The 22,224-nt window shown below is 60.3% G+C and carries 17 protein-coding genes, 4 tRNA genes and 1 pseudogene; 3 read left to right on the top strand and 19 right to left on the bottom strand.

Translation table 11 applies throughout. From position 1 onward, the window contains the following. Positions 1-144: 144 nt before the first annotated feature. The 9 genes from ACA055_RS09805 to leuC form a co-directional block, all read right to left on the bottom strand. On the bottom strand, positions 145-768 hold the full coding sequence (locus ACA055_RS09805) for a phosphoribosylanthranilate isomerase (protein WP_497683433.1): 624 nt from the start codon (positions 766-768) through the stop codon (positions 145-147). Between the two features lie 63 nt (positions 769-831). Further along, a complete protein-coding gene (gene truA / locus ACA055_RS09800) occupies positions 832-1,656 on the bottom strand; it encodes a tRNA pseudouridine(38-40) synthase TruA (RefSeq protein WP_497684381.1) in 825 nt (274 codons plus the stop codon). A 311-nt stretch (positions 1,657-1,967) separates the two neighbouring features. Continuing rightward, the gene (locus ACA055_RS09795; protein ID WP_497683432.1) at positions 1,968-4,613 is read right to left on the bottom strand and encodes a FimV/HubP family polar landmark protein; all 2,646 of its coding nucleotides are present in this window, start codon (positions 4,611-4,613) and stop codon (positions 1,968-1,970) included. Between the two features lie 208 nt (positions 4,614-4,821). Continuing rightward, entirely contained in the window at positions 4,822-5,832 is a 1,011-nt protein-coding gene (locus ACA055_RS09790) for an aspartate-semialdehyde dehydrogenase (protein ID WP_497683431.1), read from the bottom strand. A gap of 265 nt (positions 5,833-6,097) precedes the next feature. Beyond that, positions 6,098-7,210: an aspartate-semialdehyde dehydrogenase gene (gene asd / locus ACA055_RS09785; protein ID WP_054052925.1), complete on the bottom strand. Its 1,113-nt coding sequence runs from the start codon at positions 7,208-7,210 to the stop codon at positions 6,098-6,100. A gap of 69 nt (positions 7,211-7,279) precedes the next feature. Continuing rightward, the gene (leuB, locus tag ACA055_RS09780; RefSeq protein WP_497683430.1) at positions 7,280-8,362 is read right to left on the bottom strand and encodes a 3-isopropylmalate dehydrogenase; all 1,083 of its coding nucleotides are present in this window, start codon (positions 8,360-8,362) and stop codon (positions 7,280-7,282) included. An 80-nt stretch (positions 8,363-8,442) separates the two neighbouring features. Further along, on the bottom strand, positions 8,443-9,210 hold the full coding sequence (locus tag ACA055_RS09775) for a class I SAM-dependent methyltransferase (protein ID WP_497683429.1): 768 nt from the start codon (positions 9,208-9,210) through the stop codon (positions 8,443-8,445). A 156-nt stretch (positions 9,211-9,366) separates the two neighbouring features. Next, on the bottom strand, positions 9,367-10,011 hold the full coding sequence (gene leuD / locus ACA055_RS09770) for a 3-isopropylmalate dehydratase small subunit (protein ID WP_497683428.1): 645 nt from the start codon (positions 10,009-10,011) through the stop codon (positions 9,367-9,369). An 11-nt stretch (positions 10,012-10,022) separates the two neighbouring features. Further along, positions 10,023-11,441, bottom strand: coding sequence for a 3-isopropylmalate dehydratase large subunit (gene leuC, locus ACA055_RS09765; protein WP_497683427.1), 1,419 nt, complete (start codon positions 11,439-11,441; stop codon positions 10,023-10,025). A 150-nt stretch (positions 11,442-11,591) separates the two neighbouring features. Between leuC and ACA055_RS09760 the strand changes: the two genes are divergently transcribed. Continuing rightward, positions 11,592-12,482, top strand: a complete 891-nt coding sequence (locus tag ACA055_RS09760) for a LysR family transcriptional regulator (protein ID WP_497683426.1) — start codon at positions 11,592-11,594, stop codon at positions 12,480-12,482. A gap of 66 nt (positions 12,483-12,548) precedes the next feature. Continuing rightward, a complete protein-coding gene (locus ACA055_RS09755; protein WP_497683425.1) occupies positions 12,549-15,827 on the top strand; it encodes a PAS domain S-box protein in 3,279 nt (1,092 codons plus the stop codon). 46 nt (positions 15,828-15,873) lie between these two features. Here the strand turns inward: ACA055_RS09755 and ACA055_RS09750 are convergent, their stop codons facing one another. From ACA055_RS09750 to gltX, 10 genes are all read right to left on the bottom strand, one after another. Then, positions 15,874-16,320 carry an Hsp20 family protein gene (locus ACA055_RS09750; RefSeq protein ID WP_497683424.1) on the bottom strand — a complete coding sequence of 149 codons (447 nt, stop codon included), beginning with the start codon at positions 16,318-16,320 and terminating at the stop codon, positions 15,874-15,876. Between the two features lie 121 nt (positions 16,321-16,441). Further along, on the bottom strand, positions 16,442-17,401 hold the full coding sequence (locus ACA055_RS09745; RefSeq protein ID WP_497683423.1) for a tRNA dihydrouridine synthase: 960 nt from the start codon (positions 17,399-17,401) through the stop codon (positions 16,442-16,444). A 167-nt stretch (positions 17,402-17,568) separates the two neighbouring features. Next, complete coding sequence (locus ACA055_RS09740) at positions 17,569-18,024, bottom strand: acyl-CoA thioesterase (protein WP_497683422.1); 456 nt, start codon at positions 18,022-18,024, stop codon at positions 17,569-17,571. Positions 18,025-18,071: 47 nt separating this feature from the next. After that, positions 18,072-18,905, bottom strand: coding sequence for an alpha/beta fold hydrolase (locus ACA055_RS09735; RefSeq protein WP_497683421.1), 834 nt, complete (start codon positions 18,903-18,905; stop codon positions 18,072-18,074). Between the two features lie 28 nt (positions 18,906-18,933). Continuing rightward, positions 18,934-19,473 (bottom strand): TetR/AcrR family transcriptional regulator, encoded by a 540-nt coding sequence (locus tag ACA055_RS09730; protein WP_497683420.1) that lies wholly within the window; start codon positions 19,471-19,473, stop codon positions 18,934-18,936. Positions 19,474-19,656: 183 nt separating this feature from the next. Continuing rightward, a tRNA-Glu gene (locus ACA055_RS09725) sits at positions 19,657-19,732 on the bottom strand. 80 nt (positions 19,733-19,812) lie between these two features. Next, a tRNA-Ala gene (locus ACA055_RS09720) sits at positions 19,813-19,888 on the bottom strand. Between the two features lie 53 nt (positions 19,889-19,941). Beyond that, positions 19,942-20,017: transfer RNA gene (locus tag ACA055_RS09715), tRNA-Glu, on the bottom strand. Positions 20,018-20,096: 79 nt separating this feature from the next. Then, a tRNA-Ala gene (locus ACA055_RS09710) sits at positions 20,097-20,172 on the bottom strand. A gap of 188 nt (positions 20,173-20,360) precedes the next feature. After that, positions 20,361-21,842 (bottom strand): glutamate--tRNA ligase, encoded by a 1,482-nt coding sequence (gene gltX, locus ACA055_RS09705; protein WP_497683419.1) that lies wholly within the window; start codon positions 21,840-21,842, stop codon positions 20,361-20,363. A gap of 97 nt (positions 21,843-21,939) precedes the next feature. Between gltX and ACA055_RS09700 the strand changes: the two are divergent. Then, positions 21,940-22,057 (top strand): annotated as a pseudogene (locus tag ACA055_RS09700) (LCI fold-containing protein); the annotation flags it as partial. Positions 22,058-22,224: the final 167 nt, after the last annotated feature.

The raw sequence follows: 22,224 nt of genomic DNA, 5'->3' as shown, positions 1-22,224 counted from the left end.
GTGCGGCGATGATCGATGGGCAGCCGGGTCAGTGAAGCGTGACCTGCGTACAACCCAAAAACCCTCAGCCATGCCTGCTTTATGTAAGTGCGCCTGTTTTACACACAGCAGTGGACGGCGGCAGTCTGCCAGCCGTCACATCAACTACGTGCTACTGCGTACCGCGCTAATGAATGCCTGAATCTTTGCGTGATCCTTGATGCCCTTGCTCGCCTCTACCCCGCCGCTGACGTCCACGGCATACGGCCGGACCCTTGCGATTGCCTCGGCGACGTTATCCGCGGTCAAGCCGCCAGCGAGGATGATCGGCTTGCTCAAGCCTTGCGGTATCAGTGACCAGTCGAACGCTTCGCCGGTTCCGCCGGGAACGCCTTCGACATAGGTATCGAGCAAAATACCGCTGGCGCTTGCATAAGCGTCGCATGCCGCCGCGATGTCATCCCCGGCCTTGACCCGCAACGCCTTGATGTACGGACGGTGCCAGTCTTCGCAGTCGGCCGCGGTTTCGTCACCATGGAACTGCAACAGGTCCAGCGGCACGGCGTCGAGGATTTCCCCCAACTCGCAGCGGCTGGCGTTGACGAACAAACCCACGGTGGTCACGAATGGTGGCAGCGCCTTGATGATCGAGCGCGCCTGCTGAACCGTCACCGCCCTCGGGCTTTTGGCGTAAAACACAAATCCGATGGCATCGGCCCCGGCCTCGACCGCTGCCAACGCATCTTCTATGCGGGTAATCCCACAAATCTTGCTGCGAACGGCGGACATATCGAGAAAACCCCACGGCAAATCCGAGAAAGTCCCGGATGGTAACAAAAGCGTTCGAGGGCGTCAGCCGTCAAGTTCCGAGAAACCGGTCAAGAAGTGCGGCCCGATGTAACGCTCGGGCAATTCGAACTCGTCCCGGTATTCGACCTGCACCAGATACAAGCCGAACGGGTGCGCGGTCACCCCGCCGGAACGGCGAATGCGGCTCTCCAGCACGTCCTTCATCCACTCTACCGGGCGCTCGCCGGCACCGATGGTCATCAGCACGCCGGCAATATTTCGCACCATATGGTGCAAGAACGCACTGGCGCGGATATCCAGCATGATCATCTTGCCGTGGCGCGTGACGCGCAGGTGATGCAGCTCCTTGATCGGCGACTTGGCCTGGCACTGCCCGGCGCGGAAGGCGCTGAAGTCGTGGGTGCCGACCAGGTATTGCGCCGCTTCGGCCATGCGCTCGACGTCCAGCGGACGGTGGTTCCAGGTGACTTCTTCGTTCAGGTGCGCCGGACGGATCTGATCGTTGTAGATCACGTAGCGATAGCGCCGTGCGATCGCCTTGAACCGTGCGTGAAAATCCGCGGGCATAGCCTTGGCCCAACTGACGCTGACGTCGTGGGGCAAGTTGATGTTGGCGCCCATGACCCAGGCTTTCATCGTACGCTCGACCTGCGTATCGAAATGCACCACTTGGCCGCAGGCATGCACGCCGGCGTCAGTGCGCCCGGCGCAGAGCAGCGACACGGGTGAGTCGGCGACTTTGGACAAAGCCTTTTCGAGGGTTTCCTGCACGGTGAGCACGCCGGAGGCCTGGCGCTGCCAGCCGCGGTAACGCGAGCCTTTGTATTCGACGCCCAGCGCGATCCGGAAAAAGCCGTCGGCCGCCATTTCGGCGGCCGGATTATCTATATTTGCCAAGGAGTGACAGCCTGCTGATGTACGCGAAGGCGGGCATTATAAGGCTGACGGACCGGGACGCCAGTGCAACAGTCGATCCTGTATTGAATGCGAAGGCCCCTTCGCGGGCAAGCCCGCTCCCACAGGGGATTGGTGCCGGGCACAAATGCTGCGGACAACACGATCCAACGTGGGAGCGGGCTTGCTCGCGAAAGCGGCCTGACAGACACCCTCGCACCATCGCTCAAACAAAAACGGCAGCCTCAATGGGCTGCCGTTTTTGTTTATGCCGTGTCGATGACTCAAGCCAGGCGCGAAAGCATTTCCTTGGCTTCGCTCTTCTGACCGTCATCGCCCTCGGTAACCACCTCATTGAGGATGTCCCGTGCGCCATCGGCATCGCCCATGTCGATGTAGGCCTGGGCCAGATCGAGTTTGGTGGCGACTTCGTCAGTGCCGGAGAGGAAATCGAATTCCGGCTCGTCCGCTGCGGAAGCCAAGGCGTCTTCGGCGGTGAAAGTCGGCTCGCCCAAGTTCTGGGACAGACGATCCAGCTCAGCGTTGACGTCCTCCAGCTCCGCCGCAAAGGCATCCGGCGCACCTGGAGTATCCATTTCATCCAACAACGACAGATCGAAGTCGGCGGGCAACTCCAGATCGTCCTGGGCAACTTCCGGAGCCGCCGATGCTGTCACAGGCAAGTCCTTGATGTCGTCGTCCAGGCTCAACAGGAAATCGTCTTCGGCCAGGGTCGCTGGCGAAGCATTGCTGCCGAGGTCCATGTCCAGATCGAAGTCCGACAGGTCGTCGAGGTTTTCCTTTATTTCAGTCTGCTGCTGCAACACCGACTCGAAGCTCAAATCGTCATCCAGCGGGAATTCATCGAGTTCAGCCACAGCGTCTGGCTCAGGTACAACCACGGCCGGAGAAGCGGTTTCCAGATCATCCAGACTCAGATCGAAGGCGCTGTCGAAGTCGTCATCGGCCAATGCCGGCGCAGGTGTTTCTGGCTCATCCAGCAGCAGATCCTTGACGTATTGCGCGTCCAGCTCGGCAGCGACGGCAGCCGCTGCGATGCCGCCAGCCGCCGCAATGGCCATGGCCGGGAAGCGGCTTTTCAGTTTTTCGACCTGGGCAAAGTTGTCACCGTTGGCCACCAACTGGCGCTCCTGGGCGACGAACGCATCACGGTCGCCCTGCTGACCGTAGACTTCCATCAGTTTCAGGCGCAAATCGCTGCGCTGTGGCTCTTGCTTGATGCCATCTTCCAGCAACGCGGCAGCCTGATTCAAACGACCAGCGTTGATGTGCGACTGCGCCTTGCTAAGAACGTCGTCATCGCGCTCGAAAGCAGGCGATACCAGAGGTGCGGCGATCGGCGGCGTGACCACCACCGGAGCGATCACCGGAGCCGGGGCCGGAGCGGGTTTCGGTGCTGGCGCAGAAGCAGGAGCCGGTGCGGTCGCGAGTTTCACGCTCGGCGGCGGAGTTTCCAAACCTTCGAAGCTGCTTTCCGGCAGGTCGTGATCAGCAGAAAATTCCTGCTCCTCGGACAAGGCGCGGGCCATGCGCAGATGCTTCTCGGCTTCTTGCTGCGCTTTGCGGCGACGAGCCAGCAACAGCAGCAGGAACAGCAGCACCACGGCACCGCCACCGGCCAGACCCAGAAGCCACGGATTGGTCAGCAGCTCTTTGAATTGCTGATCGTCGGACGCTGCAGGCGTCGGCTCGATTGGTGCCTCGGCAGGTGCCGGAGCCGGCGTTGCCTCAGGTGCAGCCGCCGCAGGGGCTGGCGTTTCCGGTGCAGCTTCTGCAGGGGTTGCCGCAGGGTTGGCCGCCAGTTCGGCAGTGATCGCTGGCGCAGTCGCAGCAGCCGGTGCACCCGCAGCGCCGTCGGCTTGCAACTTGGCCAGTTGATTGTTTTTCAGCTCGATCAGGCGTTGCAGCTTGTCCAGCTGACTTTGCAGATCGGCCATGCGGCTTTTCAGTTCCTCGTTGTCACGACGGGTCGTGTCGAGGCTTTCCTGGGTGACGGCCAGCTTGTTGCCCAAGGCCTTGGCGTCGCCTGCGGCACCTTTGCCACCGGCCTTGCCGGTCTCGGCAGACACCAGGCTCAGATTGTCCCTGGCGGCTTGCGAAGGTGCGCCATCACCGCGAGGACGTTTGGTCGCATCGAGTTGTTGTTGCCCGGCACCGGTCTTCGCGACGTAGCGACGCCCCTGACGCCACGCGGTGTTCTGCGCGGACACTTCGGCGATGGCTTTGGTTTGCGGCAGGCTGGTGCTCTGCGCCTGATCCGGCAGACGCAGCACCTGACCGGTTTTCAGGCGATTGATGTTGCCGTCGATGAAGGCATCCGGGTTCAACGCCTGGATGGCCAGCATGGTTTGCTGAACCGACCCGCCATTGCGCGCCTTCGCAGCGATTTCCCACAGGGTATCGCGCGGCGTGGTGGTGTACTGGGTCGGTTTGGTCGCACCAGTGACAGGCGCGGCAACGGTTTGAGTCGGTGCAGGCTGCGCAGCCGCTTCGGCGGTCTGCGGCGAGAATTTGGACGGATCGAGCAGCACGCTGTAATCGCGCAGCAGTCGACCGTTGGGCCACATCACCTGAACCAGGAATTTCACCATCGGCTCGGAGAGGGGCTTGCTTGATGTCACACGCAGGATGCTTTTGCCGCTGGCGTTGAGCACCGGAGTAAAGGTCAGGTCGTTAAGAAACGCCTGGCGATCGACACCGGCCTTGGCGAAATCTTCGGGCGAAGCCAGGCTCGGCACCACTTCGGCAGCGGTGAGATCCTTGACGTCGAGCAACTCGATTTCCGCCACCAAAGGCTGGTTCAGCGTCGACTTCAGGGTCAGTTCCCCGAGCCCGAGGGCATGCGCCATACCGGAGGACAGCGCCGAGGCGGCCGCTATTGCTAACACCAGTTTGCGAACTTGAACCATAGCCTCATCCTTTGTTTGAACATTCCTCGGCCAGCGAGAAGGTGTTGATGCCGCTGCCGTAAGGCATTGCGCGCGGCGGCGAAGGGTCGTCGCGCGCGATCGTTTCATTCATGCCACGCGAAGCCCCGGAAAGTGGCTCGCCTACAGCAATCCGGCCAAGCATGGTGCTCGGCCGGGATCATTCGAAAAAGTTGTTGCCAAGTATCTTTTACAGCAGGTCTTTTATCAACAATTCAGCCACCTGCACAGCATTGAGCGCGGCGCCTTTACGTACGTTATCTGACGTCAGCCACAAATTAAGTTCCGACAGGTCGTCGATACCATGGCGAACCCGACCAACGTAGACCACGTCCTGCCCTACCGCGTCGCCCACCGGCGTCGGATAATCGCCGGCTTCTACCAGCTCGATACCGGGCGCGTCTTCCAGGGCGGCGTTGACTTTCGTCAGGTCGATGTCGCTCGCAGACTGCAGGGTCACGTTAAAGCTATCGCCAAAAAACACCGGGGCTTGAATGCAAGTGACGGAAATCTTTAATAAAGGCAGGGCCATGACCTGGCGCAGCTCGCGCACCAGACGTTTTTCCAGCAGCGTATGACCTTGGTCATCCGGCTTGCCGACCTGCGCCAACAGGTTAAAGGCCATCTGCCGATCAAAGAAAGTTGGCTCCAGTGGACGCACATTGAGCAGCTCAGCGGTTTGGCGGGCCAGTTCGGTCACAGCCTCGCGACCTTGTGCAGAGACGGCCAGGCTGGCGGTCAGGTTGATGCGTTGCAGGTCGAGCAAACCGAGCAACGGCGCCAGTACTACCGCCAGCGTGGTCGCTGACGGGCTTGGGCTGCTGACCTGAAACGGCTTTTTCAATCCGGCGAGGACGCCAGCGTTGGCTTCGGGCACCACTTGCGGCGCTTGATCGGCTGGCAAGGCGCCGGACAGGTCGATCAGCGAGCAACCGGCCGCCACGGCACGGGAAGCGAAACTCAGGGTGACGGCCGGGCCGGCAGCGAAGAACACCAACTGGACCTTGCTGAAGTCAAACTCATCGACCTCCCGCACCCGCACGTTCTTGCCGCGAAACGGGACCGAATGCCCGGCCGATTCGCTGCTGGCCAGCAGGTGCAGGTTGCCGACCGGGAAGTCGCGCTCTTCGAGAATCTGCACGAGCGTTTCGCCGACAGTACCGGTGGCGCCGATCACGGCGATATCAAAGGACTGGCTCATGGTTCTATCTCTGGCGAAACGGGGGAGCGGCACTTTACCGGCTAGGGGGCATGGAGGCAATTCTGCTCGGGACAGGTGGTGTTGTGCCGGTCTCTTCGCGAGCATGCCCGCCCCCACATTGATCGCGAGAACACCACAGATCAAATGTGGGAGCGGGCTTGCCCGCGAAGACGGCCTATCAGGCGCCCGGTGAGTTTCAGCTTGTCGGGGAATAAAAAAACCCGCACCTCTTTCAAGGCACGGGTTCTTTCATTGCTTCAATCGATCAACGCTCGAGCAGAATCCGCAGCATGCGACGCAGCGGTTCGGCCGCGCCCCACAGCAGTTGGTCGCCAACGGTGAACGCGCCGACGTACTGCGTGCCCATGTTCAGCTTGCGCAGACGGCCAACCGGGACGTTCAGGGTGCCGGTGACTTTCGTCGGGCTCAGCTCCTGAATGCTGGCTTCGCGGTTGTTCGGCACCAGCTTGACCCAAGGGTTGTGCTGGCTGATCAGCCCTTCGATGTCGGCGATCGGCACGTCTTTGTTCAGCTTGATGGTCAGCGCCTGGCTGTGGCAACGCATGGCGCCGATGCGCACGCAGATACCATCCACCGGGATCGGACTCTTGAAACGCCCGAGGATTTTGTTGGTCTCGGCCTGGGCCTTCCACTCTTCACGGCTCTGACCGTTCGGCAGTTCCTTGTCGATCCACGGGATCAGGCTGCCGGCCAGCGGTACGCCGAAGTTTTCGGTCGGGTACGCGTCGCTGCGCATGGCTTCGGCGACACGACGGTCGATGTCGAGGATGGCGCTGGCCGGGTCAGCCAGTTGATCGGCGACAGCCGCGTGGGTCGCGCCCATTTGCTTGATCAGTTCACGCATGTTCTGCGCGCCGGCACCGGAGGCCGCCTGATAGGTCATGGCGCTCATCCACTCCACCAGACCGGCTTCGAACAGACCGCCCAGGCCCATCAGCATCAGGCTGACGGTGCAGTTGCCGCCGATGTAGTTCTTGGTGCCCGCGTCGAGCTGCTGGTCGATGACCTTGCGGTTCACCGGGTCCAGCACGATCACCGCGTCATCCTGCATGCGCAGGCTGGAAGCGGCGTCGATCCAGTAACCCTGCCAGCCGGCTTCGCGCAGTTTCGGGAAGACTTCGCTGGTGTAGTCGCCACCCTGGCAGGTCAGAATCACGTCGAGGGTTTTCAGCTCTTCAATGCTGTAAGCGTCTTTGAGCGGAGCAATGTCCTTGCCCACGGACGGGCCTTGGCCACCGACATTGGAAGTGGTGAAAAACACCGGCTCAATAAGATCGAAATCCTGCTCTTCCAGCATCCGCTGCATGAGCACGGAACCGACCATACCGCGCCAACCGATCAGACCTACACGTTTCATCGCAACTACACCTTCTTTAAAAAGTGGGCCGCTGCTTTCAAGAGTGAAAGTTGCAGCGGGCCCGAGAGATTACAGATTCCGCAGCGCGGCGACTACTGCGTCGCCCATTTCCTGCGTCCCGACTTTAGTGCAACCCGTCGACCAGATGTCGCCGGTGCGCAGGCCCTGGTCCAGGACCAGGCTCACGGCTTTCTCGATGGCATCGGCTGCATCCTGCAGATTGAAGCTGTAACGCAGCATCATCGACACCGACAAAATGGTCGCCAGCGGGTTGGCGATGCCTTGACCCGCGATGTCCGGCGCCGAACCGTGGCACGGCTCGTACATGCCTTTGTTGTTGGCATCCAGGGACGCCGACGGCAGCATGCCGATAGAACCGGTGAGCATCGACGCCTGGTCGGACAGGATGTCGCCGAACAGGTTGTCAGTGACGATCACGTCGAATTGCTTCGGTGCACGCACCAGTTGCATGGCGGCGTTGTCGACGTACATGTGGCTCAGTTCGACGTCCGGGTAGTCCTTGGCCACTTGCTCGACGATTTCGCGCCACAACTGGCTGGAGGCCAGCACGTTGGCCTTATCCACCGAGCAAACCTTCTTGCCACGCACCCGCGCCATGTCGAAACCGACACGGGCGATGCGGCGGATTTCGCTTTCACTGTACGGCAGGGTGTCATAAGCCTGGCGTTCGCCGTTTTCCAGCACGCGCACGCCGCGCGGGGCGCCGAAGTAGATGCCGCCGGTCAGTTCACGGACGATCAGGATATCCAGACCGGCCACGATGTCGGCCTTCAGGCTCGACGCTTCGGCCAGTTGCGGGTAAAGAATCGCCGGACGCAGGTTACCGAACAAGCCCAGTTGCGCACGGATTTTCAGCAGACCACGCTCAGGACGGATGTCACGTTCAATGGTGTCCCATTTCGGACCGCCCACGGCCCCCAGCAGAACAGCGTCAGCCGCACGGGCACGCTCCAGGGTTTCATCGGCCAGCGGCACGCCGTGCTTGTCGATGGCGGCGCCACCGATGACGTCGTGGCTCAGTTCGAAGCCCAGGCTGTACTTGTCGTTGGCCAATTCCAGCACCTTGACCGCTTCGGCCATGATTTCCGGGCCAATACCGTCACCTGGGAGAATCAGAATCTGCTTGCTCATGCTTTCCTCATGTCATCAGTCGGTGTGCCCTTGGGGCACGCCCGGAAAAAGTCTATCGCTCGGCGGCTATCGTTCAGAGCTTACCGTTCAGCCCACAGCACCAGCACATCTGTACTGAACGAACCATCGGCCTCAATCTCAAAATATTCGCGTACTTCGTTGCCCATCGACTGCTGCAACTCGCGGATCGCCGCGCGCATCACCTGCGGCGTGCGCATGCGTTCGACCCAGGAGGTGTACTCCAGGCGCAGCCGTTGACGCGTGGTGCTACGGGTATGCAACCCCGCTTCGCTGACCTGACGCAACCACTCGCCGGCGGAATAATCGCGCACATGGCTGGTGTCGCGCAGTACTTCGACGCTTTGCAGGTAAGTGTCGAACAACGGGCTGCCCGGTGACAACACGTCGATGAACGCCGCCACCCCGCCCGGCTTAAGCACCCGACGGACTTCCCGCAGGGCTAAGCCAAGATCGCTCCAATGGTGTGCCGAATAACGGCTGAAAACGAAATCGAACTCGCCATCGGCGAATGGCAAGCGCTCGGCGGCGCCGTTGACCGTGGAGACATTACTCAAGCCACGATCGACTGCCGCGGCGGCGACCACGTCGAGCATCTGCTGCGACAGGTCGTAAGCCACCACTTCCTTGACCAGCGACGCCACGTGAAAACTCACGTGACCGGCGCCGCAGCCGAGGTCCAGCACCCGGGCATCGCCCTGCCCTGCCAGTTCAGCCTGTAGCAGAGCGAACTCGGTACCTTGAGCGTGCACGGCACTGCTCAGGTAGGCCGAAGCCTGTTCACCGAATTGCTTTTGTACAACCTGAGTGTGCTGGGCGGTGCTGGTCATGGGACTTCCTTTTTGGGGTTTAGCCTTGTGTTGTCTGGACTGCCGTCTTCGCGAGCAAGTCCGCTCCCAGATTGGTGCTGAGTACACCGCGAGCCCAATGTGAGAGCGGGCTTGCTCGCGAAGAGGCCGGCGCTGCCTACATCAATTTCAGATCAATCACGCGTCGCGAAACAACCAAGGCTGGCTCGCACGGTGCTTGGCTTCAAACGTCGCAATCGCTTCATGGTCCTGCAGCGTCAGGCCGATATCGTCCAGGCCATTGAGCAGGCAATGCTTGCGGAACGCATCAATCTCAAAGCCCAACACTTTGCCATCCGGACGGGTCACGGTCTGGGCTTCCAGATCAACCTGCAACTGATAGCCAGGATTCGCTTCAACCTGCTGGAACAGTTCATCAACATCAGCGTCGCTCAGGATGATCGGCAGCAAGCCGTTCTTGAAGCTGTTGTTGAAGAAGATGTCGGCGTAGCTCGGCGCGATGATGCTGCGGAAACCGTACTCTTCCAGCGCCCACGGCGCGTGTTCACGGCTGGAGCCGCAACCGAAGTTTTCACGGGCCAGCAACACGCTGGCGCCTTGATAACGCTCGGCGTTGAGGACGAAGTCCTTGTTCAGCGGGCGCTTGGAGTTGTCCTGATACGGCTGCCCAACATCCAGGTAGCGCCATTCATCGAACAGGTTCGGGCCGAAACCCGTGCGCTTGATCGACTTCAAGAATTGCTTCGGAATGATCTGGTCAGTGTCGACGTTGGCACGATCCAAGGGCGCGACAAGACCAGTGTGCTGGGTAAAAGCTTTCATGCTGCGCTCCTTTAGATCAATTCACGGACGTCGACGAAACGACCGTTCACAGCGGCGGCGGCGGCCATGGCCGGGCTCACGAGGTGCGTACGGCCACCGGCGCCCTGACGGCCTTCGAAGTTGCGGTTGGAGGTCGAGGCGCAATGTTCGCCCGACTCCAAACGGTCCGGGTTCATCGCCAGGCACATCGAGCAGCCTGGTTCGCGCCATTCGAAGCCGGCGTCGAGGAAAATCTTGTCCAGGCCTTCGGATTCAGCCTGGGCCTTCACCAGACCCGACCCCGGCACCACGATGGCCTGCTTGATGGTCGACGCCACTTTGCGGCCCTTGGCGATGACCGCCGCAGCGCGCAAATCTTCGATCCGCGAGTTGGTGCAGGAGCCAATGAACACGCGGTCCAGCTGAATGTCGGTGATCGCCTGATTGGCGGTCAAACCCATGTACTTCAAGGCGCGCTCGATGGAGCCACGCTTGACCAGATCCATTTCCTTGGCCGGATCCGGAACGTTCTGATCGACGGCCAGCACCATCTCGGGCGACGTGCCCCAGCTGACTTGCGGTTTGATCTGGGTCGCGTCGAGCTCGACGATGGTGTCGAACTTGGCGTCCTTATCAGTCACCAAATCTTTCCAGGCTTCTACGGCCAAGTCCCATTCCGCGCCTTTCGGGGCGAATGGACGGCCCTTCACATAAGCCACGGTTTTTTCGTCAGCCGCCACCAGACCTACGCGAGCGCCGGCCTCAATGGACATGTTGCAGATGGTCATGCGGCCTTCAACGGACAGATCACGAATCGCGCTACCGGCGAATTCGATGGCGTGGCCGTTGCCGCCGGCGGTGCCGATCTTGCCGATCACGGCGAGGACGATGTCCTTGGCAGTCACGCCGAACGGCAGTTGGCCCTCGACCGACACCAGCATGTTCTTCATTTTCTTGGCGACCAGGCACTGCGTGGCGAGCACGTGCTCGACCTCGGAAGTGCCGATACCGTGAGCCAGGGCACCGAACGCGCCGTGGGTCGAGGTGTGGGAGTCGCCGCAGACCACGGTCATGCCCGGCAACGTCGCGCCCTGCTCCGGGCCGATAACGTGGACGATGCCTTGGCGCACGTCATTCATCTTGAATTCGACGATGCCGTATTCGTCACAGTTATCGTCGAGGGTCTGGACCTGCAAACGCGAGACCTGGTCAGCAATGGCTTCGATGCCGCCCTTGCGCTCCGGGGTGGTCGGTACGTTGTGGTCCGGGGTCGCGATGTTGGCATCGATACGCCAAGGCTTGCGCCCGGCCAGACGCAGGCCTTCGAAGGCTTGCGGCGAGGTCACTTCGTGGATGATGTGACGATCGATGTAGATCAGCGCAGAGCCATCGTCGCGCTGCTTGACCAAATGCGAATCCCAGAGCTTGTCGTAGAGCGTTTTGCCGGCCATCAGACGGTTTCCTCATCAGCTTGTTTCTATGCCCTGGGTTTTGAACAGGTTCAATAACCCCTTGGCTTGTGAGGTCGATCCTAGGGGGTTACATTAAATAACTCAAATTCATATTTTTTATGCTTTGGATAACCAACTGGAATACACCAAATGGATCTGGCCAACCTCAACGCTTTTATCGCGATCGCCGAGACCGGGAGCTTCTCCGGGGCCGGTGAACGGTTGCACCTGACGCAACCGGCGATCAGCAAACGCATCGCCGGGCTGGAGCAGCAATTAAAGGTGCGGCTGTTCGATCGCCTGGGGCGGGAAGTCAGCCTGACCGAGGCCGGACGCGCGCTGTTGCCGCGGGCCTATCAGATTCTGAATGTACTGGATGACACCCGCCGTGCTTTGACCAACCTGACCGGCGAAGTGACCGGCCGTCTGACCCTGGCCACCAGTCACCACATCGGCCTGCATCGTTTGCCACCCTTATTAAGGGAATTCACCCGACGTTACCCGCAGGTGGCGCTGGATATTCAGTTCCTCGATTCGGAAGTGGCCTACGAAGAAATCCTCCACGGCCGCGCGGAACTGGCGGTCATCACCCTGGCACCGGAGCCCCACGCGCTGGTCAAGGCCACGCCAGTGTGGGACGACCCGCTGGATTTCGTGGTCGCTCCAGAGCATTCGTTGATCAGCAACGGCCCGGTCAGCCTGGCGGATATCGCCCTGCACCCGGCGGTGTTCCCCGGCGGCAATACCTTTACCCACCATATTGTCCGGCGCCTGTTCGAGGCCCGGGGGCTGACGCCGAACATCGCCATGAGCACCAATTACCTGGAAACCATCAAGATGATGGTCTCGATTGGCCTCGCCTGGAGCGTGTTGCCGCGCACCATGCTGGATGATCAGGTTGCACGAATACCTTTGCCGGGCATACAACTCACTCGCCAGCTAGGCTATATCCTGCACACCGAAAGGACGCTGTCGAATGCGGCACGGGCCTTTATGGCCCTGCTGGATGCACAAATCGATCTGCCAGGGACTCAAGGCTAAGTTGTGCTACTGCTATAGAGCCGCGAATCGCTGTGCCTAACGCCCAATTCAGCACAAGGCTTGCCAATGCCGAAATCTGTTGACCGTGTTCCGCCAATGCCGCGTATACAGGCGCTTGACCCAAAACGGTCCGAGCAGAGCTGGGAAAGTGCCCCGCAATTGCTGGCCGCCCTCAACGGCGCACGTTTGGGCGCCTGGTACTGGGACATCGAGCGCGGGCAGATCAGTTGGTCCCGAGGCACTCAGGCATTGTTCGGTTTCGATCCCCGGCAGCCCCTGCCGGCCGATCTGGAATACCTCGACTTGCTGCCCCCGGAGGATCGGGCGAAAACCATTCGCGCCTTCCACGCGGTGATCGCCGGTGCGCCACTGGAGCAGGCAATGCATCACCGCATTCGCTGGCCCGACGGCAGTCTGCACTGGCTGGAAATCAATGGCAGCCTGTTGCCGGACAAACACGGCCGGCCACGGATGATTGGCGTGATCCGCGAAATCACCCACCAGCGCCAGCGCGAACAGGCGTTGAGCAGTTCGGAAAAACGCTTCGCGACGCTGTTTCACCTGTGCCCGAACATGGTATTGCTGACCCGCCAGGAAGACGGCCTGATCACCGAGGCCAACCAGTATTTTGAAAGCCTGTTCGGCTGGCCCGTTCAGAACGCCATTGGCCGTACCACTCTGGAACTGGGCCTTTGGGTGCATCCGGAGCAACGGGCGCAACTGGTCAAGGCCACCAAGGCCAAAGGCGAACTGACCAGCATGGAGGTGCAATTTCGCGCCAGCAATGGCCAGATCCACGACGGTATTCTTAGCGCCCAAAAAGTCGAACTCGAAGGCCAGCCGTATTTGCTGAGTACGTTTCTCGACACCACCGAACGCAAGGCCGCCGAGCATGCCCTGAAAGACAGCCAAGAACGCCTCGACCTGGCCCTGGACTCGGCGCAACTCGGAACGTGGGACTGGCACATCCCTAGCGGCATGCTTTACGGCTCGGCCCGTGCCGCCCAGTTGCATGGATTGGAAGCCAAACCCTTCCATGAATCCTTCGAAGCGTTTTTTGAAGGCGTACCCGGTGAAGAACGCGACAACATGCGCGACGCCTACCGCAGCCTGCGCGAAGGCCCGGCCGGCAACTATCAGGTGACCTACCGCGTGCAACTGGCCGACGGCAGCTCGCGCTACCTGGAAAGCCGCGCCCGGCTCTATCGCGATAACAATGGCGCGCCGCTGCGCATGGCGGGCACCCTGCTCGACATTACCGATCAGGTGGAGCGCGAGCAGAGGCTGGTAGCCTCCGAAGAAAAATTCGCGACGCTGTTCCAGGTCAGCCCGGACCCAATCTGCGTGACCCGCCAGGACACCGGCCAGTTCATCGAGATCAACTCCAGTTTTTCCCAGACCTTTGGCTGGAGCACCGCCGATGTCATTGGTCGCAGCGCCGACGAAATCGGCCTGTGGGATGCCTCGGCGAAAAGCCTGCAACGAATCGAACAGGTGATCCGCGAACAGGGCCTGAACAACGTGGCGATCCTCGTCCAGCACAAAGACGGACAATCCCTGACCTGCGTGATTTCCAGCCGACAGATCAGCGTCGGCGACCAACCGTGCATCGTCACCACCCTACGCGACATCACTCAGCAACAACGTTCGGAGGCGGCGCTCAAGGCCAGCGAGGAAAAGTTCGCCAAGGCGTTCCACTCCAGCCCCGACGCCATCACCATCACCGAGCGCGATACCGGGCGCTATCTGGAAGTCAACGATGGTTTCTGCCGCCTCACGGGTTACCGCGCCGACGAAGTGGTCGGCCGCACCGTGTATCAGGTGGGTATCTGGGCCGAAGAAAAACAACGTTCGGCGCTGTTGGCTGAACTACAGATCAAAGGCCGGGTGCACCACCAGGAAATGCTCGGGCGCAACAAGCGCGGCGAGTTGCTGACGGTGGAAGTCTCGGTGGAACCGATCACCCTCAACGAAACCGCTTGCCTGCTACTGACCGCGCGAGACGTCAGCCTGCTGAAAAACGCCGAAGCGCAGATCCGTCACCTGGCCTACCACGACCCGCTGACCAACCTGCCCAACCGCGCACTGCTGATGGATCGCCTGAGCCAGCAAATCGCCCTGCTCAAACGCCACAACCTGCGCGGCGCCTTGATGTTCCTCGATCTCGATCACTTCAAGCACATCAACGATTCGCTCGGTCATCCAGTCGGCGATACGGTGCTGAAAATCATCACCGCGCGCCTTGAAGCCAGCGTGCGCATGGAAGACACCGTCGCGCGGCTGGGCGGTGATGAGTTCGTGGTGTTGCTCAGCGGCCTCGAAGGTTCACGCAACGAGGTCAGCGCCCAAGTCCGGGACCTGGCTGACACCTTGCGCGAATTGCTGTCGGAGCCGATGTTCCTCGACGGCCAACGTTTGCAAGTAACGCCGAGTATCGGTATTGCGCTGATTCCCGATCACGGTTCGACGCCGACCGACTTGCTCAAACGCGCCGACATCGCCCTCTATCGGGCCAAGGATTCAGGCCGCAACACCACGCAGATGTATCACAACACCATGCAGAAGGCCGCGAGCGAGCGCCTGCGCATGGAAACCGACCTGCGCCTGGCCCTTTCCCGAGGCGAGTTCCGCGTGCACTACCAACCCCAGATCGATGCCCGGGACAACCGCATCGTCGGCGCCGAGGCCCTGGTGCGCTGGAACCATCCGGTACTCGGTCCGCAATCGCCCACCGAGTTCATCAAGGTGCTGGAGGACAGCGGGCTGATTCTGGAAGTCGGCACCTGGATCGTCGACGAAGCCTGCAGCGCCTTCAAACAGCTGATGGCCAAGAACCTGATAGATCCGCTGGACTTCAGCCTGTGCGTCAACATCAGCCCGCGACAATTCCGCCAGACCGACTTCGTCGAACGTATCGAGCACAGCCTCGTCAGTCACGGCCTGCCCTGCTCGCTGCTGAAACTGGAAATCACCGAAGGCATCGTGATCCAGAACCTGGAAGACACCATCAACAAAATGCGTCGCCTGAAGAAACTCGGCGTGAGCTTTGCCATGGACGACTTCGGCACCGGTTACTCCTCACTGACCTACCTCAAGCGCCTGCCGGTCGACACCCTGAAAATCGACCAGTCATTCATCCGCGACGCCACCACCGACCCCAACGACGCCGAGATCATCCGCGCCATTGTCGCCATGGCCCGCAGCCTGGAATTGAAAGTGATTGCCGAAGGGGTGGAGACGCCAGAACAGCTGGAATTCTTGCAGGGGCTGGGCTGCTATTTCTATCAGGGGTATTTGCACAGCCCACCGCTGCCGGTGGAGGAGTTTCAAAAGCTGCTCAAATGACGAACACAAAAAAGGGCGCCAGTGGCGCCCTTTTCATTGCTCTGACTCAGTGCTGCAGAGCCGGTTTTTGCGTCCCATTGATTGGGATGCGTTTGGCTTTCGCCTCTTCCGGAATCACCCGCAACAGGTCGATGCTCAACAAACCGTTGCTCAGACCGGCGGCCTTGATTTCGATATGGTCCGCCAGACGGAAGGACAGTTTGAAGGCACGCTGTGCGATGCCCTGGTACAGATAAGTGACGTCTTCGGTCGCGTCACGTTTGCCGCCACTGATGGTCAGCACACCCTTTTCCACTTGCAGGTCCAGGTCTTCTTCCTGGAAACCGGCGGCCGCTACGACGATGCGGTATTGGTCGTCGCCGTATTTTTCCACGTTGTAAGGTGGGTAGGTGCTGCCTGGCTCGTTGCGCAGCGCGGTTTCGAACAAGTCATTGAAACGGTCGAAACCAACAGAGGAACGGAACAGTGGAGCCATGGAAAATGCAGTACTCATGATTCAAATCTCCTGAAAACATATCAGCAAGTTTTTTGTCTCCGCGACCCGAATTCGGCATCGCGTAATCCTTAAATAAGGACCGCTGATTGCTTTTCAAGAGATTATTTACAGATTTTTTTCAGGCGGCTTCAGCCACCTGAAGACCCAGCAAACGCGAGACATGATCCAGTTCAGTCTCGCGACGCAGAACGGTGAAAAGCTCTACCGCTTCGGGATAATTGCGGGTCAGCATCGCCAGCCACTGCTTCAAGCGACCCGGCGATTGGCGTGCCGTCATCTGCGCCTTGGCTTGCAGCCAGAAGTCCTGAATCAGCGGCAGCAACTCGGCCCAGGTCATCTCGACCACTTCCTCACCGGCGCGCGCCGCGGCGATTTGCCGGGCCAGATCCGGGCGCGAGACCAGGCCGCGACCGAGCATGATGTCCTCAACGCCGCTGATTTCGCGGCAACGACGCCAGTCTTCGACGCTCCAGATATCGCCGTTGGCGAACACCGGGACCTTGACCACGTCTTGCACCCGAGGAATCCACTCCCAATGGGCCGGCGGCTTGTAGCCGTCAGTTTTGGTTCGTGCATGGACCACGATATGCGCCGCGCCACCTTCGGCCAGGGCCGTGGCGCACACCAGCGCGCCGTCGGGACTGTCGAAACCGAGGCGCATCTTGGCGGTCACCGGGATGTGCGCCGGGACGGCACGACGAACATGCTCGACAATCTGGTTCAGCAACTCAGGTTCTTTGAGCAGCACCGCGCCGCCGCGAGACTTGTTGACGGTCTTGGCCGGGCAGCCGAAGTTCAGGTCGATGACCTCGGAACCCAGTTCGCAGGCCAGCGCGGCGTTTTCCGCCAGGCACACCGGGTCAGAACCCAGCAGTTGCACGCGCAACGGCACGCCAGACGCGGTCCGGGCACCGGTCAGCAGTTCAGGGCCGAACTTATGGAAATAGGCAGGCGTGAGCAGCTGATCGTTGATCCGAATAAACTCGGTCACGCACCAATCGATACCGCCCACACGGGTCAGCACGTCCCGCAGGATGTTGTCGACCAACCCCTCCATGGGCGCCAAAGCAATTTGCATGAAAAACACACTCAACGAAAAACGTGCGGCAGTTTACTGGATGCGCGAGAAATCTGCAGAACATCGCAGATCCCTTGTGGGAGCGGGCTTGCTCGCGAAAGCGGTGTATCAGTCAGCATTAAGGTTTTCTGACACACCGCTTTCGCGAGCAAGCCCGCTCCTCACATTTAGATTTTGGTGGCTTCCAGAGTTTGCGACAGCAACGCCGGACCGTAACCCTCAATGAACTCCGCCGGCATGCGCTTGGGTTTGCCGGTGGACAGTTCGATGCAGACGAAGGTGGTCTGGGCCCGCAGCAAGGTGGTGTTGTCGCTAGGGCGCTTCAATTGGAAGTGGCGGGTCATTTTCAGGCGCTGGTCCCAATCGACGATCCAGGTCGCCAACTGCAACTCATCGCCTTCATAGGCTGCCGCCAGGTAGTCAATCTCGTGCCGCACCACCGCCATCGCGCGATCCAGCCGCCGATACTCGACCAGGTCCAGGCCAAGCCGCTGGGAATGGCGCCAGGCACAACGTTCGAGCCAGGTCACGTACACCGCGTTATTCGCGTGGCCCAGCCCGTCGATGTCTTCGGCGCCTACCTCCAGATCAATAATAAATGGCGTTGCCCGATCCCAGCCCATGTCCCGCTCCCGGTCAGATTATTCGACCGGGGCAGTGTAACGGATGCTCAAGCCGATTGGCGCGATTGCAGACTGCGACCGGCCAGCAGGGATAGCACGCCATCAATCACCCGAGGGTCGGCCAGTACCCGTTGATGTCCGCCCTCTTGCAGGCGCAACAGGCGACTGTCGAACCAGGCCTCGTGAATGAGTTGCGATTCCTTGACCGGGACATAGCAGTCATCTTCGGCATGCACGATCAAGCCGGGCATGTCGAGCTGGTAGTGCGCGACATCCAGCGTCGCAGCGCGCATGCCAACGTCTTTCTCGACCTGACGAATGAACGCCGAACGGGCTTTTGGCGGTAACCGTACATAGCGCGCGAAGCCGCGCAGCACCCCAAGAATTCGCGCCGGGGCGGCAATGGTGACCAGGGTTTCGGTGCGCAAACCCAATTGGACCGCGAGCATCGCGCTGGCGCCGCCCATGGAGTGACCGATGACCGCTTGCAGCGGCGGCAATTCGGCAGCGGCTTCAAGCATGGCCCGGGCAAACAGCACCACATTTGCTTCGCGACCAGGCGAACGACCGTGAGCCGGGCCGTCTAGCGCGACCACGGTATAACCGGCATCGACCAGCGCCGTGATCAGGCTGGCGAACTGCGTTGGCCGCCCTTCCCAACCGTGCATCAGCAAGACCGCTGGCCCCTGCCCCCAACGCAGTGCCGAGAGGCCGAAGCGCAAGGTGATTCGCTCGGATTTGGCCAGCAGCGGCAATTCCCAATCACGGGGCGGTAGTTCCCGTGGAGTCATGAACGCCAGTCGCATTTTGCTCGCCACCAGTTTCGGTGCGAACCATCCCAAGGTGCCATTAACGCCACGAACCCACTTCAACGTGCTCATCGCTAACTCCCAAGGCTCTGCCTTCAGGTCATAGCACCGCCGACTTGGCGGCGCGCAGCAATCGATCGGACAACTCTCCTGGCCCCAGCGCGCGTGCCAGAGACAAACCACCGACCATCAAGGCCATGTCGGCCAAGGCTTTGTCGGTGTCTTCCGGGCTGGCCGCCAACTGCGCGACCATCAACTCCACATGCTCATTCAACGCCACACGAAACTCGTCCGGCAGACGACCCAGCTCACCGACCGAAGCCGGAATCGGGCACGCATGCTCGGTGGAGTCACGGTGTTTACGCGACAGATAAAACGCCGCGACCAAGGCGCGACGCTCTTCACCGGTCAGCTCGGCATCCATGTCAGCGATCAAGCCACGGCGATGACCGAGCAGTTGCTTGAACGCTTCCAGCATCAACGCGTCCTTGCTTTCGAAGTGGGCGTAGAAACCGCCGACCGTCAGGCCGGCCGCGCCCATCACTTCGCCCACGCTCGGCTCGGCCGGGCCGCGCTGAATCAGCGCCGCACTGGCAGCCTTGAGGATGCGTTCGCGGGTTTGAGCTTTTTTATCGTTCATCGTTGCCTCCGAATATTACGACTAGAATATTATTCTCATAATAATTTTCCGCAAGTCGTGGATGTGACCGCTGGTCTGAAGAACAGTTTGAAGAAAATGGGGGATTTGGCCAAACGCCAGACAAACAAAAGGGCCATTCAATAATTGAATGACCCTTATAAAATCCCGCAGAGCGGGTAATCGTGGCGTCCCCTAGGGGACTCGAACCCCTGTTACCGCCGTGAAAGGGCGGTGTCCTAGGCCACTAGACGAAGGGGACGCAAAACCTTCTATACAACTGATCAGTGCTGAGAGCTGATCGATTCAAGACCGGTGTGGCCAGACCTTGAACTGTAAAATTGGTGGAGCTAAGCGGGATCGAACCGCTGACCTCCTGCATGCCATGCAGGCGCTCTCCCAGCTGAGCTATAGCCCCGGATTTTTCGCCTCGCGGCGGAGCGACATCTTGCAACATCGCTTCTGTAAAACTGGCGTCCCCTAGGGGACTCGAACCCCTGTTACCGCCGTGAAAGGGCGGTGTCCTAGGCCACTAGACGAAGGGGACGCAAACCCTTCTATACACCTGATCAACGCTGAGTGTTGATCGCTTCAAGGCCGGTGTGGCCAGACCTTGAAGTGTAAATTGGTGGAGCTAGACGGGATCGAACCGTCGACCTCTTGCATGCCATGCAAGCGCTCTCCCAGCTGAGCTATAGCCCCTCATCGCTGAGGACGGGGCGAATCTTAATGGCGCATCGGAAAGCTGTCAAACTTATTTTCAACAATTTCTAAAATTTTTTGTCGCCATAACAATCACTTACCGCCCTCCCCCCGAAAAACGGGGGTGGCGCCGAAGATCACGACCAAATGATCGCAGCCTCCGGCAGTTCCTACAGGGTCAAACGGCCTCAGGCGATGTTGCCCAGGAGTTTTTCCCACTCCTTGTTTTCCTTCTTCGACACGCCGCCCAGCAGGTCGATCGCCTGGCGCAGACGGAAACGGGTCAGGTCCGGACCGAGGATTTCCATCGCATCGAGCACCGACACCGAACTGGCCTGGCCAGTGATCGCGGCGAACATCAGCGGCATGGCGTCGCGCAGCTTCAGTTCAAGGGATTCGACCACCGCCTGAATCGTTGCGGTGATGCTGTCCTTCTTCCACTGCCGCAGGCTTTCCAACTTCCACAGGATCAACTGCATCAACTGACGAACCTGATCGCCCGAGAGCTTCTTGGATTCGAACAGCTTCGCATCCGGATTCACGCCACCGGCGAAGAAGAACCCGGCCAGCGGTGCGACCTGGCTGAAGGTTTCTACCCGGCCCTGCACGTGTGGCGCGATCTTCATCATGTATTCAGGGTTCAACGCCCAGGTCTGCAAACGGCTGGCAAACTCTTCCACCGGCAGATCACGCAACCACTGGCCGTTGAGCCACGACAGTTTCTCGATGTCGAAAGTCGGCCCGCCGAGGGAAACGCGTTTCAGGTCGAAGTTGTCGACCATTTCCTGCAGCGAGAACTTCTCGCGTTCGTCCGGCATCGACCAGCCCATGCGGCCCAGATAATTGAGCATCGCTTCCGGCATGAAGCCCATGCGCTCGTAGAACGTCACCGACGTCGGGTTCTTGCGCTTGGACAGCTTGCTCTTGTCCGGGTTACGCAGCAGCGGCATGTAGCACAGCTCCGGTTGTTCCCAGCCGAAGTACTCGTAAAGCAGGATGAGTTTCGGTGCCGATGGCAGCCACTCTTCGCCGCGCAGAACGTGGGTGATGCCCATCAGGTGGTCATCGACCACGTTGGCCAGGAAATACGTCGGCAGGCCGTCGGTCTTCATCAGCACTTGCATGTCCATGCGATCCCACGGGATCTCGACGTCGCCACGCAGCATGTCAGGCACCACGCAGATACCTTCGCTCGGCACTTTCATGCGGATCACATGAGGTTCGCCGGCAGCCAGGCGGCGCGCGACTTCCTCCGCAGACAGCAACAGCGCACGGCCGTCGTAACGCGGGGTTTCGCCACGCGCCATTTGCTCGGCGCGCATCTGGTCCAGTTCTTCAGCGGTGCAGAAGCACGGGAAGGCATGGCCCATCTCGACCAGCTGCTGGCAATACTTCTGATAGATGTCGCCGCGCTCGCTCTGCCGGTATGGACCGTGCGGGCCGCCAACGTCCGGGCCTTCGCTCCAGTCGATACCCAACCAGCGCAGGGCGTCGAAAATCTGTTGTTCGGACTCGCGGGTCGAACGCAGTTGGTCGGTGTCTTCAATCCGCAGGATGAACTCACCGCCATGCTGCTTGGCAAAGCAGTAGTTGAACAAAGCGATGTAAGCGGTACCTACGTGGGGATCCCCGGTAGGCGATGGCGCGATGCGAGTGCGGACGGTGGTCATGGCAAGTCTCGAAATGAAGATAAAACAAAGGGCGAATGGTAACAGGCGTTGCCCGCCCGGCTCCAGTGAGCAGGGCATTTAAGCCAAGGTTGCTTTCCTGTTGATCGTTCTGCTGATTGCCGGTGGCTTTGTTGCCCAGTGGTTTTTTCAAGGGACGGTTTTATGAAAGCACCGACAACACTTATGTCCAACGCCGCGAATCGAGCAGGATCGGTTGGGCAGTGAGACGGCGGCGGGGTTGAAGGCTGGGGAAGCGCATTAGCTGTAAATTGCGGAGTTCCATTAGACGCCTTCGCGAGCAAGCCCGCTCCCACATTGGTTCTGCGTCGTTTACAGATCAAGTGTGGGAGCGGGCTTGCTCGCGAAGAGGCCAGGTCAGGCA

This window comes from Pseudomonas sp. LBUM1657 (assembly GCF_059716075.1).
This window is presented reverse-complemented; position numbering and strand designations above follow the sequence as displayed.

What these genes read in the sequence shown, in the direction of transcription:
- ACA055_RS09805 (WP_497683433.1), bottom strand. Translation starts at nt 768, where the DNA reads ATGTCCGCCGTTCGCAGCAAGATTTGTGGGATTACCCGCATAGAAGAT.
- truA (WP_497684381.1), bottom strand. Translation starts at nt 1,656, where the DNA reads ATGGCGGCCGACGGCTTTTTCCGGATCGCGCTGGGCGTCGAATACAAA.
- ACA055_RS09795 (WP_497683432.1), bottom strand. Translation starts at nt 4,613, where the DNA reads ATGGTTCAAGTTCGCAAACTGGTGTTAGCAATAGCGGCCGCCTCGGCG.
- ACA055_RS09790 (WP_497683431.1), bottom strand. Translation starts at nt 5,832, where the DNA reads ATGAGCCAGTCCTTTGATATCGCCGTGATCGGCGCCACCGGTACTGTC.
- asd (WP_054052925.1), bottom strand. Translation starts at nt 7,210, where the DNA reads ATGAAACGTGTAGGTCTGATCGGTTGGCGCGGTATGGTCGGTTCCGTG.
- leuB (WP_497683430.1), bottom strand. Translation starts at nt 8,362, where the DNA reads ATGAGCAAGCAGATTCTGATTCTCCCAGGTGACGGTATTGGCCCGGAA.
- ACA055_RS09775 (WP_497683429.1), bottom strand. Translation starts at nt 9,210, where the DNA reads ATGACCAGCACCGCCCAGCACACTCAGGTTGTACAAAAGCAATTCGGT.
- leuD (WP_497683428.1), bottom strand. Translation starts at nt 10,011, where the DNA reads ATGAAAGCTTTTACCCAGCACACTGGTCTTGTCGCGCCCTTGGATCGT.
- leuC (WP_497683427.1), bottom strand. Translation starts at nt 11,441, where the DNA reads ATGGCCGGCAAAACGCTCTACGACAAGCTCTGGGATTCGCATTTGGTC.
- ACA055_RS09760 (WP_497683426.1), top strand. Translation starts at nt 11,592, where the DNA reads ATGGATCTGGCCAACCTCAACGCTTTTATCGCGATCGCCGAGACCGGG.
- ACA055_RS09755 (WP_497683425.1), top strand. Translation starts at nt 12,549, where the DNA reads ATGCCGAAATCTGTTGACCGTGTTCCGCCAATGCCGCGTATACAGGCG.
- ACA055_RS09750 (WP_497683424.1), bottom strand. Translation starts at nt 16,320, where the DNA reads ATGAGTACTGCATTTTCCATGGCTCCACTGTTCCGTTCCTCTGTTGGT.
- ACA055_RS09745 (WP_497683423.1), bottom strand. Translation starts at nt 17,401, where the DNA reads ATGCAAATTGCTTTGGCGCCCATGGAGGGGTTGGTCGACAACATCCTG.
- ACA055_RS09740 (WP_497683422.1), bottom strand. Translation starts at nt 18,024, where the DNA reads ATGGGCTGGGATCGGGCAACGCCATTTATTATTGATCTGGAGGTAGGC.
- ACA055_RS09735 (WP_497683421.1), bottom strand. Translation starts at nt 18,905, where the DNA reads ATGAGCACGTTGAAGTGGGTTCGTGGCGTTAATGGCACCTTGGGATGG.
- ACA055_RS09730 (WP_497683420.1), bottom strand. Translation starts at nt 19,473, where the DNA reads ATGAACGATAAAAAAGCTCAAACCCGCGAACGCATCCTCAAGGCTGCC.
- gltX (WP_497683419.1), bottom strand. Translation starts at nt 21,842, where the DNA reads ATGACCACCGTCCGCACTCGCATCGCGCCATCGCCTACCGGGGATCCC.